Raw genomic sequence first — 15717 nt, forward strand, 5'->3', positions numbered from 1 at the left:
GCTTGAAAAGCTGTCGGTCTGGCACCATGTCTTGAATATCAGGCGCCAAGCAACGCTTTCGCTTGCATGACTACACGACCTTTGTTGCAATGCCACTTGCAGGAAACAGGGGCTGGCAACTCCCCACCTATCATGGAGAAGACGATGAAACTCAAGCAATGGATGATTCCCGCACTGGCCGCTGGCCTGTCTCTGGCCATCGCTGGTTGCGATAACGGCGATACTGACCAAGCTGCCCAGAACGCCGAGACTTCTGCCGAACAGAGCGCCGAAAAGGCTGAACAGAGCGCCGACCAAGCGACTGACGCCGCTGCCGAGGAGATGGACCAGGCAGCTGACGAAGCGGCCGCAGAGATGGACCAGGCAGCTGATGAAGCGGCCGCAGAGATGGATGACGCTGCTGACAAGGCCGACAACATGGCTGACGACGCTGCAGAATCTGCCGATGCCATGGGCGATGAAGCTGCCGCCGAGAGCGAAAGTGCCCTTGAAGCAACCAAGAACGCTGCTTCCGAGACCTATGAGTCTGCCAAGGAAGGTGTCAACGATGCCGCTGACGCCACTGCCGATGCTGCCAAGAACGCCTATGAATCCACCAAGGAGCAGGCTGCCGAGCTGACCGACTCCGCTGAGCAGACTGGCGACAACGCTGCTGCCGAAGCGAACGAGAAGATCAACGCGGCGCAGCAGGATGCCAACGAGTCCATCGACGAAGCGCAGCAGTAATCACTGGCCAGCGCATGCTGGCGTGACGCCTGTCGCAAGCCGTGTCACTGGCTGAGTGCGATTGACATGGCCGCCGATAAAAGAACGCCGCGACCCGGGAGGGGCGCGGCGTTCTTTTATCGGTGATTCTTCGTCAAGCGCGAGTCAGGCCAAGGCATGGCCACAAAAAAGCCCGCCAGAAGGCGGGCTTTTCCATGACTGTCTTGCTGCCATCATCAGGGCGCCGGTGAGGGCGGCCTGACCAAGCTGATCGAGAAGATCAGACCGGCTTGATGTTTGCGGCCTGAAGGCCTTTCTTGCCCTGGGTGACGTCGAAGGAAACCTTCTGACCGTCTTGCAGGGACTTGAAGCCTTCTGCCTGAATTTCAGAGAAGTGCGCGAACAGGTCGTCGCCGCCGTCGTCCGGAGAAATGAAGCCGAAACCTTTGGTGTCGTTAAACCACTTGACTGTGCCAGTTGCCATGATTCTTTCCTTGCTTACGAGATGATGTTGGTGGTCTGCCCATCAGACCGGATTGCGTTGGTGCGGCTAGGGGGAATTCCACCAGAGAGACGCGTTACGTCCTGCGACGACATCCTTTCCTGCTTGACCTACGCATGCAGCCTGGGCTGCACGTGCTTGCTTCCATTCGAACAGAAAGTTGTCGTATTGGCGACTCCTTCCGGCTCAAGTAGGATGCTCACACAGAGCCAACATAGATGGAAATGCCATGAAGGTCCAGAACGTAGATTACCGCTCGGCCGATGCCGCCGAAAAATTTGTCGAATCCCTGCGTACGACGGGCTTCGGTGTCATCCGCAATCACCCGATCTCTCATGAATTGGTCGAGAAGATCTACGCCGAATGGGCCGAATTCTTCGCGAGCGCCGACAAGCTTGATTGGCGCTTCGACCCCAAGACCCAGGATGGACTCTTCCCGGTAGATGTCTCCGAGACCGCCAAGGGCCATACGGCGCGTGATCTCAAGGAGTATTACCACATCTACCCGTGGGGCAAGATTCCGGACAGCCTGCGCGAGAATGCCATGGAGTATTATCGCCAGGCCGAAGCCTTCGCGGCAGAGCTTCTGAGCTGGGTAGAGGTCCATTCACCTGCTGAAGTGGCTGAGCTCTACCGTGAACCGCTCTCCAACATGATCAAGGACAGCGGTCAGACACTGCTGCGTGTGCTTCACTACCCGCCGATGACCGGCAGTGAAGAGCCGGGCGCCGTCCGTGCCGCGGCACATGAAGACATCAACCTGCTGACCGTGCTGCCGGCGGCCAACGAGCCGGGCCTGCAGGTAATGGACGTCAATGGCGAGTGGATGGACGTGCCCTGTGATCCGGGTCAGCTGGTCATCAATGTCGGCGACATGCTCCAGGAGGCTAGCGGCGGCTACTTCCCGTCGACCACGCACCGCGTGATCAACCCGACCGGCGAGGGCTCCAGCCAGTCACGTCTGTCACTGCCGCTGTTCCTGCATCCGCGTCCCGAAGTGGTACTGTCTGACAAGCACACGGCGGACTCCTACCTCAAGGAACGTCTGCGCGAGCTGGGCGTCATCTAGCGCTGTCTGCGCTCCCGGTGCTGCTGGATAGACAACAGTTGTTCCGACGCCATCCGTGCCAGTGCGCGGATGGCGTCGTCGTTTCCGGGCGTGGCCTCTGGTGGCAGAAGGCTTGATTCATCGACGTCAAGACCGCATTGACTGTATTCGCAATCATGATCTGCCGCATCGCGGCTAAGGCTTACCTGATGACCACATCGCCTGTTGTACAGGACACGCATTCCAAGACCATGGGCTATCTGCTGTGGATCTTCGGTTTCCTCGGCGCGCACCGCTTCTACTATGGCAAGCCGGTCACCGGCACCATCTGGCTGTTCACCTTCGGTTTGCTGGGCATCGGCTGGTTGATCGACCTGTTCCTGATCCCGGCGATGGACCGCGAGGCGGACTTCCGTTTTCGCGAAGGCTCGATCAATTACTCGCTGAGCTGGATTCTGCTCACCTTCCTGGGCGTGTTCGGCATCCATCGCATGTACATGGGCAAATGGCTGACCGGCTTGCTCTACCTGTGCACCGGCGGGCTGTTCTTCATTGGGGTGCTGTATGACTTCTGGACACTCAACGAACAGATATCGCTGCGCCATGCCGAGCAGAAGCCAGCCACCCAGCGCTAGAAATCACGCCTGCGTTGCATCCAGTGGGACGGAAGTGACGTAGCAGGAAAGGCAGTGTCGAGTTTCCGCATGTTCTAATGTGTCGGGGCTCGGATGTTTCCATCAACATGACGACAAGGAAGTGAACATGATCTGGTTGAAAGCCTTCATCGCCGCCTTTCTGGCGACCCTGATCTTCCATCAGGGCCTCTTCGGTCTCTTCTATCTGGCCGATATTCTGCCCAAGGCGCCCTATAACATGACGCCTTCCGGGCCGCTGGGCGTCCCGTCAGTGCTCTCGCTGGCCTTCTGGGGCGGGCTGTGGGGGCTGCCGCTATGGGCACTGGTGCGCCGCAGGACGGGCGTCAGCCATTGGCTGATCAGCCTCATCTTCGGTGCAGTCGGTCCGACGGCCGTGGCCATGCTGGTCGTCTTTCCCCTCAAGGGAATTGAGGTCGCGCCGCTGATGGTTGTCGGTGGTCTGATTCTGAATGGCGCCTGGGGCGTCGGCACCAGCCTGTTGATGCGTGTCCTGGGCGCGCGACCGAGTCCTGCGACCTCGGCGACGGCATGATGGCATCGATTCCATGGACCATGGTGGCGCTCGCCTGGGCTGCCGGGTTGTGCATGCCGCTGGGTGGCGTGATCGCCCAGCTGGAGCGCAGTCACGAGAGTCACGTCAAGCGCAGCTGGCTGGCGGGGATCACCGCGCTCGGTGGCGGCATTCTGTTGGCCGCCGTGTCGCTGGTGCTGGTACCGCATGCCATGCAGGCGCTGTCCATCGCGACGCTATTGGGGCTTTTCCTGCTGGGCGCGCTGATCTTCATGCAACTGGACCGCTGGCTGGCACGCGGGGGCGGCGCCAAGGGCCAGTTGCTGGCGATGCTGATGGACTTCATCCCCGAGGCGATCGCGCTGGGCGCATTGGCCTCTGCCTCTCCCGCCGCGGCGATGTTGCTGGCACTGTTCATCGCGGTCCAGAACCTGCCGGAAGGCTTCAATGCCTATCGTGAGCTGGAAGGGGCCGGGCTGACGGCGCGTCAGGGGCTTGGGGCCTTCGTGCTGCTGTCACTGCTGGGCCCGCTGGCGGCATTGGCCGGCCATCTGTGGCTTGCGGATGCGCCGGGCGTGCTGGGCGGACTGATGGCTTTCGCCGCCGGCGGCATTCTCTACCTAGTCTTCCAGGATATTGCGCCCCAGTCGCGGGTGGCGCATCACTGGTCGCCGCCATTGGGCGCCTCGCTGGGGTTCATGATCGGCATGCTGGGCGATCGCCTGGTCGGCTGACGATTCACTGTGGCGGGGCGGCACCAGCTGACTCGCCACGGCTCGAGACTTTCACACCCTCCGTCATCTTCCCGATAGGGAGCTCGCATGAGCAAGCACGCCAATGAAGGCAACCTCACGGGGTTGCTGGAAGAGCTGGACCGCGAGATCGAAGGGGATATCTCGCTGGGCGACATTCTGGAGCATTTCAACTCCCGGGGTTTCGGCCCCTTGCTGGTATTGCCTGCCTTGCTGGTACTGCTGCCGACCGGGGCGATCCCCGGCGTGCCGACGACCTGCGCGCTGTTCATCGTGCTGATCGCGGGTCAACTGTTGCTGGGGCGCAAGATGCCGTGGTTGCCACGTCGGCTGGCGCGCTTCAGTTTCGAGCATCGACGCCTGACCCATGGCGTCGAGCGGGCAAGGCCCTGGACGCGACGCCTCGATCGTCTGCTCAAGCCACGCCTGAGCTTCATGACGCGCGGCGTTGCCTATCGCGGTATCGCGATGCTGACCATCCTGCTGGCCACGGCCATGGTGCCGCTGGAGCTGGTGCCCTTCGCCGCGGCCTTGCCGGCGGCAGCCTTGCTGCTGCTGGGGCTGGGGCTCATCGGGGAAGATGGCCTGGTCATCCTGCTGGCCTTGCTGGTGCTACTGCTGGATATCGCCACGGGGTTCTGGTTGGTTGGTTGAAGGCTGCGTTGGTCGCTCAACAGCGACGCAGCGTATTTTAGGAGTCCAGGCTCGTATCCTTGATGACGCGAGATGGCTTCTGCATGCCATCAGCTGCGGGCTCATGAGAGCGCCTGCGCCGTTGTGTCGCAACGCCGTAAGACAAAAGACTGAAGTGCACCACTCAGAGGCAAACCGGGCTGTCATCTTGGTGTGGATGGCTTTGCAGGCTGGCCGTGCTCGCCTAGACTGGTCGCCTGTTCAGTGCCATGGGGGCACGAATTCGGCTACTGAAGCGGGTCTGTCGCAAGGACGTTCGTCATGTTTGATTTCATCCAGTTCGATGCTGCCTTCTGGTCCTTCGTGGTGGCCATCACCTTGCTGACGGTCACGCCCGGGGTCGACACCCTGCTGGTGATTCGCAATACCTCGCGCGGCGGCCTGCGTGACGGCGTGCTCACCAGTCTCGCGATCTGTGCCGGTCTTTTCGTGCACGCGCTGGTGTCGTCGGCGGGCATCTCGCTGATCCTGTTGCAGTCGGCATGGGCGTTCTCGGCCCTGAAGCTGATCGGAGCGGGCTATCTGATCTGGTTGGGCATCAAGAGTCTCAAGAGTGCGCGGCGCGCACGCGGGCTGAATGTCGACGTCACGGTGACACGTCAGCAGGTATCGTGCTGGCAGCCGTTGCGAGAGGGCTTCCTGTCCAATGTGCTCAACCCCAAGACGGTGGTGTTCTACATGGCCTTTCTGCCGCAGTTCATCGCGCCGACCGACCCGGCCGTGCTCAAGTCATTGTGGCTGGCGGGTGTCCACTTCGTGATCGCCAACCTCTGGCAGATCAGCGTGGCGCTGATGGTCGGCGGTGCAGGGCGCTGGCTGGCAAGGCCGCGAGTCGCCTGCTGGATGGAGGGCATCACCGGATCCGTCATGGTGCTGCTGGGGGCGCGGCTGGCGCTAGGTCGCTAGGGATGAGCGGCCACTCCCGACATTGCAACGGAGCGCATGGGATGACGGTTCGTATCCTTGATGACACATGGACCCTGTGACATTGACGCTGGCGGCCTTTCTCAAGGTCGTCACGCACCTTGAGGCTCGGGATGTCAGTGATGTCTACGATTCCCGCGTACAGCAGGTACGGGTGCTTTACTACGGCTACACCATCGACTTCCGCCACCAGCTGTGGCGCATCGATGATGAGTCGGTCTGTGCACATCTGGAAAAGACCGGTACCGCCGTCGAGCAGCGCGAGTGCTCGCGCATGGCAAGCCGACTGTTCGTCGAGACCTGCCATGCCTTGCAGCGTCGGGGACGAGCGGCGCATATCGACACCCGCACCATGTATTGCAAGGCCGCAGCGACCTTCAAGCCCCGGCGCGACCCCTATGCGGGCATGACACCGGCAGAGCGCAAGGCGCGCAAGGCGCTCGAAGCGGCGCATCGAGAAGCCGAGCAGGCCTGCAACCGTTACGTGCTGGATGCCCTGTCCTCGAATTCACTGGAGATTTTGCGTCTGCGGCAACGCTACTGTGACAAGAGCAATCGATTGGCAGCACGGCTCGAACGACAATGATGCCCGGGCCGGTGCTGACGCCTGCCCGAGCCAACGACAGCAGCGGTAAAGTGCTGCATTCATGACATGAAGACCGGCCCATCAAGGCTGGCATTGGCAGGGAACGCAATCGGATGAGTCTTTCATATACCTTTCGTCGCCGTCTGGGCGGGTTGAGTGCCGTGGTGCTGGTGGTCGCCGGGATAGCGGCCTGGCTGTTCGCCGTCGATGAGGGGCGCTGGGTCGGCCGCGTGACCACGCGTCCCGAAACGCTGAATCTCGAGTCGGTGGAGCAGGGCAATCTGCCGGTCAATCAGTTCGTCTCGCTGCGCAATCACTGGGCAGTCTATCGCGAGCATACCGAGACCTTTCGCCTCGATGCCGATGCAGACGGGGGGCGCCGGATCGAGACGCTTTACTATCCCGTCATCTCTGACACGAATCCCTATCTGCTGGAGCTGGCCGGTCTGTCACGCGCCTTCGGGGGCATTGATGGCATTCCCTCGGAAGAGTGGCCGCGCATCGAGCGCATGGGCGTGCTGGTGCGAACCGACTCCGTGCAGAGCCTGGAAAACGTGCCGCCGCTGATCGAATTCCCCGATGGCCTGTTCGGCACCGTCTTGCATGCCGAGACGGACCTGCCGGGCGATGAGCGCTCACTGCTGGCCGAGCGCTGGCCTGACATCGATCTGTCGCGTGTGATCATCATCAATGCAGGCCACCGCCCCGGCAATGCCTGGGCGATGATCGTCTATGGCGTGCTGGGTACGCTCTGCTGGGCCCTGGCGGTCTGGCTGATGGTGCGATTGATGCGTACACCGCGCGTCACGCGCTCCCAGCCTCTGGCCCATTCCGCTCGAGCGGCATCGGAGCCGGTGGTGTCACAGGCAAGCCCGAGTAGCGAGGCAGAGGGCGAAGAGGGGGGGCAGCACCATGTCGGGGCCCGCTCCCATGCGACATCTCAGGCCTATGCGGAATCTCAGTCCCATGACGACGCATCACGGCCTCGGGGCGCCGCCGGCAAGCGTCAGGGCTGGCGTGGCAAGGGCAAGGGAAGCGATGAAGGGCGCCCCCTGAGCTATGCCGAGGCCTTGGGTCGTTACACCCCTCAGCAGAAGCCGCCGTTCGGCAATGGTGTGGCTACCTCGCGACCGGGAGAAGCCAAGGGCGAGAGCCAGTCCGGACCTTCGTCTGCCATTCGTCCAGGTCGCGATGACTGACTGAAGGAATGGCTGGATGGCGTGATGAGTTCTGACGCCACAAGTCCTGATGTCATGAGTCCTGATGCCATGAATATGAAAAACGCCAGCCCCATGGGGCTGGCGTTTTCGTTGCGGGATGCTGCGGTTCGGCTCAGCGGCGATCCACCAGGGCGGTGGTGTAACGCTGGCTGACTTCGCGGTCGCTGACCACCTTGACGCCCTCGCTGGTGCCCTTGGCCAGGCTTTCGAAGATTACGCGGTAGGCCAGCACGGCCTTGACGTATTCGCGGGTCTCCTTGAAGGGGATACGCTCGACGAAGCGGTCGTATTCCCCCGGGGTGTCGGCGAGCCAACGATCGACGCGTCCCGGCCCGGCGTTGTAGGCCGCGGCGGCGGCCAGGCGGTTGCCGGAGTAGCGGTCCAGCATCTCGCGGATGTAGGTGCTGCCAAGGCGGATATTGGTGACCGGGTCCCCCAGCGCCGCGTTGCTGGGCGTGGGCAGTCCCAAGCCGCGACTGACCTGAGCGGCGGTGCCCGGCATCAGCTGCATCAGGCCACGTGCCCCCACCGGCGAGGTGGCGGTGGGGTTGAAGGCGCTCTCGCGACGCGCGAGTGCCATCAGCATCCACGGGTCGACGCCGGCATCGGCACCGAAGCGCTGGAAGTCCTGCTGCCAGGCCGGGGGGAAGCGCCAGGAAAGGCCATCCCACAGCTGGCCACGGATGGTGGCGAAGACGGTCAGGTCATACCACTGCTGCTGGAGCGCGTAGGCTGCAAGACGGCGAGCCCCGGCGTCATCCGCCTGGGTGACGGCATTGAACCACTCGGAGCGAGCCAGACCGATCTCGTCGATGTTCATCAGTGCTCTGACGCGCTTGACGGCCGGCGTCTCGGCGACCTCGGCCAGCTCCGCGTCGGAGAAGTCCTGATCATCACGATTGAGCGAGTAGGCCTGGCCGATACGGTCGGCGGCCAGGAAGCCGTAGAAGTTGCGCTCGGTCGCGGCGCGCGCCCAGGCGGCACGTGCTTCCTGCGGGCGACCCAGACTGTCATCGGCACGCCCCAGCCAATACTGGTAGCGGGCTTCATTGCGGAAGCGGTCCGGCATCTTCAGCACCCATTCACGCACCTGCGGCCAGTCGCCAGCACGCACCGCGTTGCGCATGCGCAGATCGAACAGCTCCTCGTCATCAAGGATGGTCAGGCGCTGATCGACCCAGCCGCGGTTGTTGGGGATGTCGCGCACCAGTGAATACCAGGCCAGGTCGCGCTCGACCGTGTGGCGCTGCTCATCACTCATCGGCATGTGCGGATTCACCTTGCGCCAGGCTTCCAGTGCGGCCTCGGTGTCGGCACGCACGAAACCATGCATGGCGGCGACGCTCAAGGCGGCGAAGGCATGACCGCCGTGGCCGAGATTGGTCGGCAGGCGCGTGATGGCGGCAAAGTTGCCCTCAAGCTGCTCGCGTGCCGCGATGGCCCGCTGCCAGTTGCTGGGCAGCTGGCGCTCGAGGTAGCTGACCATGCCACCCTGACCGGCAGCCCAGGCGAGCATGGCGCGCTCCCAGATGGCTTGATCGTCGATCACGCCACGCTCGCGCAACGCCGAGAACAGCGGGTCACAGGCCGAGTCCTGTGAGCCGGGCACATGCCAGAGCTTGAGGCCGCCTTGCGATGCGCTCGCGACATCATTGCTCAGCTGCGCCGTGTAGTAATAGCACTGGCGCTGCGCACCTGCGGGGACACCGTCGCTGACTTCCAGCAGGGCATCATGACGGCCGGTACGCCCGTAGGCGGAGATCGCCTGGCCCCGCATCCACTCGGCCAACGGCGAGTCCGCATGACGCTCGATGAAGGACAGCACTTCCGCGGCGGTGGCGTACGGCAGGCGGGCCTTGAGCTGGTGATACTCGATGTAGCCCTCCAGCACGTGGCCATTGACGGCGACCTGCTGAATCTCGTCAAAACGCTTGGCGCGTGCATCATCGAAGGCGGCGCGGAAGCTCTGGTCACTGGGGGTGGCGGCCTGCAGGGGCAGGCTCAGTCCCAACAGCAGGCCTAGGCCGGTGAGGTGCCGCAGCGCCGCGAAGCGACGGCTGCCACGGGGTCGAAGAATTTGCTTGCCTGGTGTCACCTGGGACTCCTGCGACTGTCGGTAAAGGGGCGTGGACTGGCTGCGACCTTGTGGTGGCGGTTCAGTGCCCCGATGTTGAACAAGTGCCCCGATATTGGCTATCAGGGGTTGCCGATTCAGTAACGATAGTGGCTATCGTGGCAGTGGTCGGCGCTGAATAACAGCACCATCTGATACTGTTGGTGAATTATCCGAGAGTGACATCGCGGATGTGCTGCCGCGAAGATGGCAAGCTCAGTGAACGAAATTTGTGCTACCCGTGAGGAGTCCACTATGGGCAAGGCATTATGGTTGACGCGATTGTTTGGCCGCCGTCATGTGCTGGGCAAGGCAGGCGCCGCCTTGCGCACCATGGGGCCCTTGCTGCGCGACGTGGTGAGCGGACGTTATCGCCCGGTGCCGTGGAAGGCGCTGGGGTTGGCGGCCGGCGCCTTCATCTATCTGGTCTCGCCGCTGGATCTGATCCCGGATCTGCTGGTGGGGCTGGGGCTTCTCGATGATCTGGTGATCGTGACCTGGTTGCTCGGCAAGCTTGATGATGCGCTGGTCGACTATCGCCTGTGGCGTGGCGAGATTCCCGAACCTGATCCCTCCGATCCGCCGGCTCCCTGAAGGCGTCCAGCGTGGAAACGCCATTCATCTGCCAGCCTGGATATAGGTACTGGCCATTGGCCGCATGGCAGGGACGCGGCGACCCTGCCATGCTCGTGACACGCTAACAAACACCAGTTTGAATGGGGTGCCGTCAGTGTCGGGTCTGCCGTTCATTACAGGGCGGTGCGCAGTTTTATCCCAGGTGGTGCGTCGTTTTATCAAGGTAAGGCGCGCCGCTGTGGCGAAGCCCTGAACAACGCCTTTCAAGGAAACTCTGCATGCTGATCTATGCCTGTCTGCTGTTTGCGGCACTGATGCTGGTGCTGACCAAGATGCCGGTCGCCTGGGCACAACAGCGAACCGGTCGCTATGACAACCATGACCCGCGTACACAGCAGCGTGAGCTGACCGGCTTCGGGGCCCGGGCGCTCGCCGCACACCAGAACACCATCGAAGCCTTTCCGCTGTTTGCCGCCGGAGTGCTGGTCAGCGTGATCACCGCGCCGGGCGCGCCCATCGCGACCACGCTGGCGGTGGTCTTCGTGCTGGTGCGTCTGGGCTATTGGGGCTGCTATCTGGCCAATATCGCCTTGCTGCGATCACTGCTGTGGGGCGTCGGCTATCTGGTCTCCCTCACGTTGATGGCGATGCCGCTGTGGATGTGATGCATGCAGTGCCGCAGAGCCTGCTGGGGCTGGCCGTCAATCCCGCTGACGTGCCGGCTGCGGGTGGCGTGTTGGATGACGCCAGCTGGGCGCGGGCGCTGACCGGTTTCTTGAGTTTCATTCCGCACACGGCGCGCTTGAATGTCAGGGTCGAGGAGGTCGCCGCGCCGGCCATCCGCATGCAGCTGCCGTGGCAGCCGGCCTTGATCGGCGATCCGCATCGCAGGCTGGTGCATGGCGGTGTGCTGACCATGTTCGCCGATACGCTGTGTGGCAGCGCCGTGCTCACGGGATTGTCGGCACCGGAAGTCTGCCCGACGCTGGATCTGCGCCTCGATCACTACCGACCCGGCGTCGAGGGTCTGGCATTGGTCGGCGAGGCGCGCGTGCTGCGGGTCACGGAATCGATGGTGTTTACCGAGGCGCAGATCTGGCAGCAGCCGGGCAAGATCCTGTGTCGCGCGATCGGCAACTTCGTCAGGCTCGGCGAGCGCAATACGCCCAGCGGCTTTGCCGAGGCGCTGCTGGCGGCGGCCAACGCTCAAGCCCCCGCGAACCCCTCCATGCACGAGTCGGGACCGCACGGGCAGCCATCACAGGCTGCACAGCCAGCAGGCGAGAGGGCGGAGCCGCAGGCTCCGCGCGATACCCGGGACCCGCGCGGCCTGCTCAGTGCGCGGCGTTTCGTCGAAGGACAGCGCACTCACGCCGATCTGGCGGCGCTGCTGGCGAGTCTGCCCTACGCGCAGGCGATCGGGCTTGGCTTGTGTGCCATTGACGGGCAGCAGGCGGGCGCGGCCAGTGATGTCGAGCTGCATCCCGAGCAGGCGTTGAGCTATTCCATGGCGGCGATGCCCGACAATGTCGGCAACCCGATGCTGCCGGCGGTGCATGGCGGCGTGCTGGCCGCGGCGATGGAAACCGCCGCCACGCTTGAGGTGCTCAGGCGGCATGGGCGCGGCGGGCGTGAAGCGCGCCTGCCCAAGTTGATCGATTTCTCCATCGATTATCTGGCCACGGCGCGCGGTGATCAGGTGACGCGCATCGACTGTGAAGTGATGCGTGAAGGTCGGCGCATGACCAATGTGCGCGTCAGCGCCTGGCAGAAATCCCGCAAGCAACCGGTCGCCAGCGCGCGCATGCACTTCGTGCTGGAGTCAATAGCCTCCCCATGATGGACAGGCGATATCTGCTCTGCAGACGTCACACCTGAGAGCGCCTTCCTGAATGCCAGCGCTTCGTTGGCTCCCTCCGTTGGCTCCTTTCATTGCTACCCAGGGGGCCGCTTGGGTGTTTCTGTGGCACATGCTTGGCGCGTATGGCGCAATCATCTGTCGCTAGTGCCTTGAAATCCCTCACCCTTGCCCCATATCTGATCCACGAGTGCTTCCTTCGATCTGCCGCCCAAGAAAGGCAGGCGTCGGCGAGCCGGTTCCATTGTTGCGGGGGCGCTCTGGCCACCGCGAATCTTCTTTTCAGGCATCCACGACATAGAGGTCCTTTTCGATGACGACCGCCACTCACACCGAAACGCATGGCTTCCAGACAGAAGTGAAGCAGCTGCTTCACCTCATGATCCACTCGCTGTATTCCAACCGCGAGATCTTCCTGCGCGAGCTGGTCTCCAACGCGGCGGATGCCTGCGACAAGCTGCGCTACCAGGCGCTGGACAACGACGCCCTCTACGGCAACGACAGCGAACTGCGCATCGAGATCGAGCACGATGCCGAGGCGAAGACCATCACCCTGCGTGACAACGGCATCGGCATGAGCCGTGACGATGTGGTCGCCAACCTGGGTACCATCGCACGCTCCGGTACCGCCGAGTTCATGAAGAACCTGTCGGGTGACCAGCAGAAGGATTCGCGTCTGATCGGTCAGTTCGGGGTCGGCTTCTACTCCGGCTTCATCGTCGCCGACGAGATCACCGTGCGCACCCGTCGCGCCGACCTGGACGCTGATCAGGGCGTCGAGTGGAAGTCCCGTGGCGAGGGCGAGTTCAGCGTCGCCGACATCGAGCGTGCCGAGCGCGGTACCGAGATCGTGCTGCACCTCAAGGAAGATGCCGTCGAGTTCGCCGACGATTATCGCCTGCGCAACCTGGTCACCAAGTACTCCGACCACATCGAACTGCCGGTGCGCATGAAGCGCGTCGAAAAGGACGAGGAAGGCAACGAGCAGGTCCACTGGGAAACCGCCAACTCCGCCACTGCGCTGTGGGTGCGCTCCAAGTCCGAGGTCAGTGACGAGGAGTACAAGAACTTCTACAAGCACGTCTCGCATGACTTCTCAGACCCGCTCAGCTGGAGTCACAACAAGGTCGAGGGCAAGCTCGAGTACACCAGCCTGCTGTTCGTGCCGGGCCGTGCGCCGTACGATCTCTACCAGCGTGATGCCGCGCGTGGCCTGAAGCTCTACGTGCAGCGCGTCTTCATCATGGACGACGCCGAGCAGTTCCTGCCGCTGTACCTGCGCTTCATCAAGGGTGTGCTGGACACCAACGACCTGTCGCTGAACGTCTCGCGTGAACTGCTGCAGCAGGACCCGCAGGTCGACAAGCTCAAGTCCGCGCTGACCAAGCGTGGCCTGGACATGCTCAAGAAGCTGGCCAAGGACCCCGAGCAGTACCAGACCTTCTGGAATCAGTTCGGCTCCGTGCTCAAGGAAGGCCCGGCGGAAGACTTCGCCAACCGCGAGAAGATCGCCGAGCTGCTGCGCTTCTCCACTACCGAGACCGATAGCGCGACCCAGGACCAGTCACTGGCCCAGTACGTCGAGCGCATGAAGGAAGGCCAGAGCAAGATCTACTACCTGGTCGCCGACAGCTTCAATGCCGCCAAGTCCAGCCCGCACCTCGAGATCTTCCGCAAGAAGGGCATCGAAGTCCTGCTGCTGACCGACCGCATCGATGAGTGGCTGATGAGCCACCTCACCGAATTCGATGGCAAGTCCTTCGCGGATGTCGCCAAGGGCGATCTCGATCTTGGCGATGTCGAGAACGAAGAAGAGAAGAAGGCCCAGGAAGAGACTGCCAAGGCCAAGGAAGATCTGGTCAAGCGCGTCAAGGAAGCGCTGGCCGAGAACGTTCAGGAAGTGCGCATCACGCACCGCCTGACCGATTCCCCGGCCTGCGTGGTGCTGCCGGAGCACGAGATGGGCTACCAGATGCGCAAGATGATGGAAGCCGCTGGTCAGCCGCTGCCAGAAGTGAAGCCGATTCTCGAGCTGAACCCGGAGCACGCCCTGGTCACGCGTCTGGAAGGCGGTGAAGGCGATTACTTCACGGACCTGGCGCACGTGCTGCTCGATCAGGCCATCATCGCCGAAGGCGGTGCGCTGGAAGATCCGGCCGCTTACGTGCGCCGCCTGAACAGCATGCTCAGCGCCTGAGACGGCGGAACGATCGAGTCACTGGCTTGATCAGGCATGTCCGCAACGACGCCCTCGCAGCTTATGCTGCGGGGGCGTTTTGCGTTGGGTGTGTCGTCAGCGATAGCGTCCAGTGCGAGGTGCAAGGTGTGCAGGTCAGGAAGGCGGCAAGGCAGGAAGGGAGGAAGGGGAAAGGAAAAAGGGGAGGAAGCGCAGGGAGCTCAGAGAGCGCGCCGCGTCAGTAGCGCGAAAAGGCGGGCACCGTCTGGCGGTCTGTCGGTGACAGACGACAGGGCTTGCCGTGTCTTTCCTCGCTTGGCCGACCGCGCCATCTTCTCGCCCACGCGTTTTTAGGGTTTCATGCAGCCTCATGAGATACGCTGATGGTATCTCGCGTCTTGCTACTGCATCCCTCTTGATGAGCGCAGCACATGACTTACCTACCTTTCTCTGCGGATTGGCTGACGGGCGGAGTGCGTGGCCAGCCACGCCTGGCTGCGTGGGCGTGGGCCTGGCCGCGGTGTTCGTGGTGCCTGAGGCCTGTTCGTCCGGGCTCTGTCCATCCGGGCTCTGTCCATCCGAGCTCTGTTCGTCTGGTCAGCGCCGCCTTGCTGCTGGTGATGGGGCTGGGTTCGATGGCGCAGGCGGCGCGGCTGGATGATGAGCTGCTGGCCCGCGACAAGACCCATCAGATGCCGGACCTGCGACCCTATCCCGCGGGCAACCAGCGCAAGGTCGCATTCTTCGAGCTGATGATTCCGCTGGTGGTGGCCGAGAACCAGCGCATCACCGAGCAGCGCGACTGGTTGCTGGCGATGCGCAAGCGCGCCGGTGACGGAGGGCGTGACTACAGCGAGCGTGAGCAGGAGCGCCTCAACGGGTTATGTGATGAGGCCAATCTGCCCTGTGATGTCACGCGCGAGGACATCGGCGTCAGCTGGACGCGCCTGCTGCTGCGTATCGACACCCTGCCGCTGGATATGGTGCTGGTGCAGGCCATCGAGGAGTCGGGCTGGGGGACGTCGGGCCATGCCCGTGAGGCCAACAACCTGTTCGGCATGCGCTGCTTCTCGCGCGGCTGCGGTATCGGGCCGCCGGGACGTGAATATCGGCGTTTCGAGAGCCTGGAGGCCGGTATCGCCGCCTATTTCGACAACCTCAACTCCCAGCGTAGCTATGCCGAGCTGCGTGAGTTGCGCGGGCGTCTGCGCAACGCGGGCCAGCCGGTGCGTGCCGAAGACCTCATCCCCACGCTGAGTACCTACTCGACGCGGGGCAGCGCCTACTTCACCACGCTCCATGATCTGTTGCGCTGGAATCGTGGCCTGATACGTACCGTGCGTGAGCGCCTCGCGGCCAATGGCGCCCTGTCCTAGTCATGATCGCGCAGCGAAGGT

16 protein-coding genes are annotated in these 15717 nt (G+C 63.0%); 14 read left to right on the forward strand and 2 right to left on the reverse strand.

The genetic code is table 11. From position 1 onward, the window contains the following. Positions 1-144 precede the first annotated feature (144 nt). Complete coding sequence (locus QQF40_RS01610) at positions 145-726, forward strand: hypothetical protein (protein ID WP_175088138.1); 582 nt, start codon at positions 145-147, stop codon at positions 724-726. Positions 727-985: 259 nt separating this feature from the next. On the opposite strand, the gene QQF40_RS01615 is transcribed toward QQF40_RS01610, so the two are convergent. Continuing rightward, complete coding sequence (locus tag QQF40_RS01615; protein ID WP_043335501.1) at positions 986-1189, reverse strand: cold-shock protein; 204 nt, start codon at positions 1187-1189, stop codon at positions 986-988. 247 nt (positions 1190-1436) lie between these two features. Between QQF40_RS01615 and QQF40_RS01620 the strand changes: the two genes are divergently transcribed. From QQF40_RS01620 to QQF40_RS01655, 8 genes are all read left to right on the forward strand, one after another. Next, positions 1437-2276, forward strand: coding sequence for an isopenicillin N synthase family dioxygenase (locus tag QQF40_RS01620; RefSeq protein WP_175088137.1), 840 nt, complete (start codon positions 1437-1439; stop codon positions 2274-2276). A gap of 188 nt (positions 2277-2464) precedes the next feature. After that, positions 2465-2890 carry an NINE protein gene (locus QQF40_RS01625; RefSeq protein WP_175088136.1) on the forward strand — a complete coding sequence of 142 codons (426 nt, stop codon included), beginning with the start codon at positions 2465-2467 and terminating at the stop codon, positions 2888-2890. A gap of 127 nt (positions 2891-3017) precedes the next feature. Beyond that, positions 3018-3443, forward strand: coding sequence for a hypothetical protein (locus tag QQF40_RS01630; RefSeq protein WP_175088135.1), 426 nt, complete (start codon positions 3018-3020; stop codon positions 3441-3443). Next, entirely contained in the window at positions 3443-4156 is a 714-nt protein-coding gene (locus QQF40_RS01635; protein WP_217485767.1) for a ZIP family metal transporter, read from the forward strand. Before QQF40_RS01630 ends, QQF40_RS01635 begins: the two co-directional genes overlap by 1 nt. Before the next feature lie 87 nt (positions 4157-4243). Beyond that, positions 4244-4828: an exopolysaccharide biosynthesis protein gene (locus QQF40_RS01640; RefSeq protein WP_175088133.1), complete on the forward strand. Its 585-nt coding sequence runs from the start codon at positions 4244-4246 to the stop codon at positions 4826-4828. A gap of 300 nt (positions 4829-5128) precedes the next feature. After that, positions 5129-5773: a LysE family translocator gene (locus QQF40_RS01645; RefSeq protein ID WP_175088132.1), complete on the forward strand. Its 645-nt coding sequence runs from the start codon at positions 5129-5131 to the stop codon at positions 5771-5773. Positions 5774-5840: 67 nt separating this feature from the next. Then, positions 5841-6377: a hypothetical protein gene (locus QQF40_RS01650; RefSeq protein WP_175088131.1), complete on the forward strand. Its 537-nt coding sequence runs from the start codon at positions 5841-5843 to the stop codon at positions 6375-6377. Positions 6378-6490: 113 nt separating this feature from the next. Continuing rightward, the gene (locus QQF40_RS01655; protein ID WP_175088130.1) at positions 6491-7576 is read left to right on the forward strand and encodes a hypothetical protein; all 1086 of its coding nucleotides are present in this window, start codon (positions 6491-6493) and stop codon (positions 7574-7576) included. Between the two features lie 133 nt (positions 7577-7709). Here QQF40_RS01655 and QQF40_RS01660 read toward each other — a convergent pair whose 3' ends face one another. After that, a complete protein-coding gene (locus QQF40_RS01660) occupies positions 7710-9692 on the reverse strand; it encodes a transglycosylase SLT domain-containing protein (RefSeq protein ID WP_282627812.1) in 1983 nt (660 codons plus the stop codon). A gap of 273 nt (positions 9693-9965) precedes the next feature. Here QQF40_RS01660 and QQF40_RS01665 point away from each other — a divergent pair, with 273 nt between their 5' ends. From QQF40_RS01665 to QQF40_RS01685, 5 genes are all read left to right on the forward strand, one after another. Further along, positions 9966-10304: a YkvA family protein gene (locus QQF40_RS01665; RefSeq protein ID WP_175088129.1), complete on the forward strand. Its 339-nt coding sequence runs from the start codon at positions 9966-9968 to the stop codon at positions 10302-10304. A gap of 260 nt (positions 10305-10564) precedes the next feature. Beyond that, positions 10565-10951, forward strand: a complete 387-nt coding sequence (locus QQF40_RS01670; RefSeq protein WP_175088128.1) for an MAPEG family protein — start codon at positions 10565-10567, stop codon at positions 10949-10951. Then, a complete protein-coding gene (locus QQF40_RS01675) occupies positions 10951-12126 on the forward strand; it encodes a PaaI family thioesterase (protein WP_254626957.1) in 1176 nt (391 codons plus the stop codon). The genes QQF40_RS01670 and QQF40_RS01675 overlap by 1 nt, the downstream gene beginning before the upstream one ends. Before the next feature lie 331 nt (positions 12127-12457). Continuing rightward, positions 12458-14341, forward strand: a complete 1884-nt coding sequence (gene htpG / locus QQF40_RS01680; protein ID WP_175088127.1) for a molecular chaperone HtpG — start codon at positions 12458-12460, stop codon at positions 14339-14341. A gap of 410 nt (positions 14342-14751) precedes the next feature. Next, a complete protein-coding gene (locus QQF40_RS01685) occupies positions 14752-15696 on the forward strand; it encodes a glucosaminidase domain-containing protein (protein WP_175088126.1) in 945 nt (314 codons plus the stop codon). Positions 15697-15717 lie beyond the last annotated feature (21 nt).

This window comes from Cobetia sp. LC6, assembly GCF_030264805.1.
Lineage (GTDB): Bacteria > Pseudomonadota > Gammaproteobacteria > Pseudomonadales > Halomonadaceae > Cobetia.

Excerpts from the sequence above, each read along its gene's own strand:
- QQF40_RS01610 (WP_175088138.1), top strand. The coding sequence starts at position 145 with ATGAAACTCAAGCAATGGATGATTCCCGCACTGGCCGCTGGCCTGTCT.
- QQF40_RS01615 (WP_043335501.1), bottom strand. The coding sequence starts at position 1,189 with ATGGCAACTGGCACAGTCAAGTGGTTTAACGACACCAAAGGTTTCGGC.
- QQF40_RS01620 (WP_175088137.1), top strand. The coding sequence starts at position 1,437 with ATGAAGGTCCAGAACGTAGATTACCGCTCGGCCGATGCCGCCGAAAAA.
- QQF40_RS01625 (WP_175088136.1), top strand. The coding sequence starts at position 2,465 with ATGACCACATCGCCTGTTGTACAGGACACGCATTCCAAGACCATGGGC.
- QQF40_RS01630 (WP_175088135.1), top strand. The coding sequence starts at position 3,018 with ATGATCTGGTTGAAAGCCTTCATCGCCGCCTTTCTGGCGACCCTGATC.
- QQF40_RS01635 (WP_217485767.1), top strand. The coding sequence starts at position 3,443 with ATGGCATCGATTCCATGGACCATGGTGGCGCTCGCCTGGGCTGCCGGG.
- QQF40_RS01640 (WP_175088133.1), top strand. The coding sequence starts at position 4,244 with ATGAGCAAGCACGCCAATGAAGGCAACCTCACGGGGTTGCTGGAAGAG.
- QQF40_RS01645 (WP_175088132.1), top strand. The coding sequence starts at position 5,129 with ATGTTTGATTTCATCCAGTTCGATGCTGCCTTCTGGTCCTTCGTGGTG.
- QQF40_RS01650 (WP_175088131.1), top strand. The coding sequence starts at position 5,841 with ATGGACCCTGTGACATTGACGCTGGCGGCCTTTCTCAAGGTCGTCACG.
- QQF40_RS01655 (WP_175088130.1), top strand. The coding sequence starts at position 6,491 with ATGAGTCTTTCATATACCTTTCGTCGCCGTCTGGGCGGGTTGAGTGCC.
- QQF40_RS01665 (WP_175088129.1), top strand. The coding sequence starts at position 9,966 with ATGGGCAAGGCATTATGGTTGACGCGATTGTTTGGCCGCCGTCATGTG.
- QQF40_RS01670 (WP_175088128.1), top strand. The coding sequence starts at position 10,565 with ATGCTGATCTATGCCTGTCTGCTGTTTGCGGCACTGATGCTGGTGCTG.
- QQF40_RS01675 (WP_254626957.1), top strand. The coding sequence starts at position 10,951 with ATGCATGCAGTGCCGCAGAGCCTGCTGGGGCTGGCCGTCAATCCCGCT.
- htpG (WP_175088127.1), top strand. The coding sequence starts at position 12,458 with ATGACGACCGCCACTCACACCGAAACGCATGGCTTCCAGACAGAAGTG.
- QQF40_RS01685 (WP_175088126.1), top strand. The coding sequence starts at position 14,752 with ATGACTTACCTACCTTTCTCTGCGGATTGGCTGACGGGCGGAGTGCGT.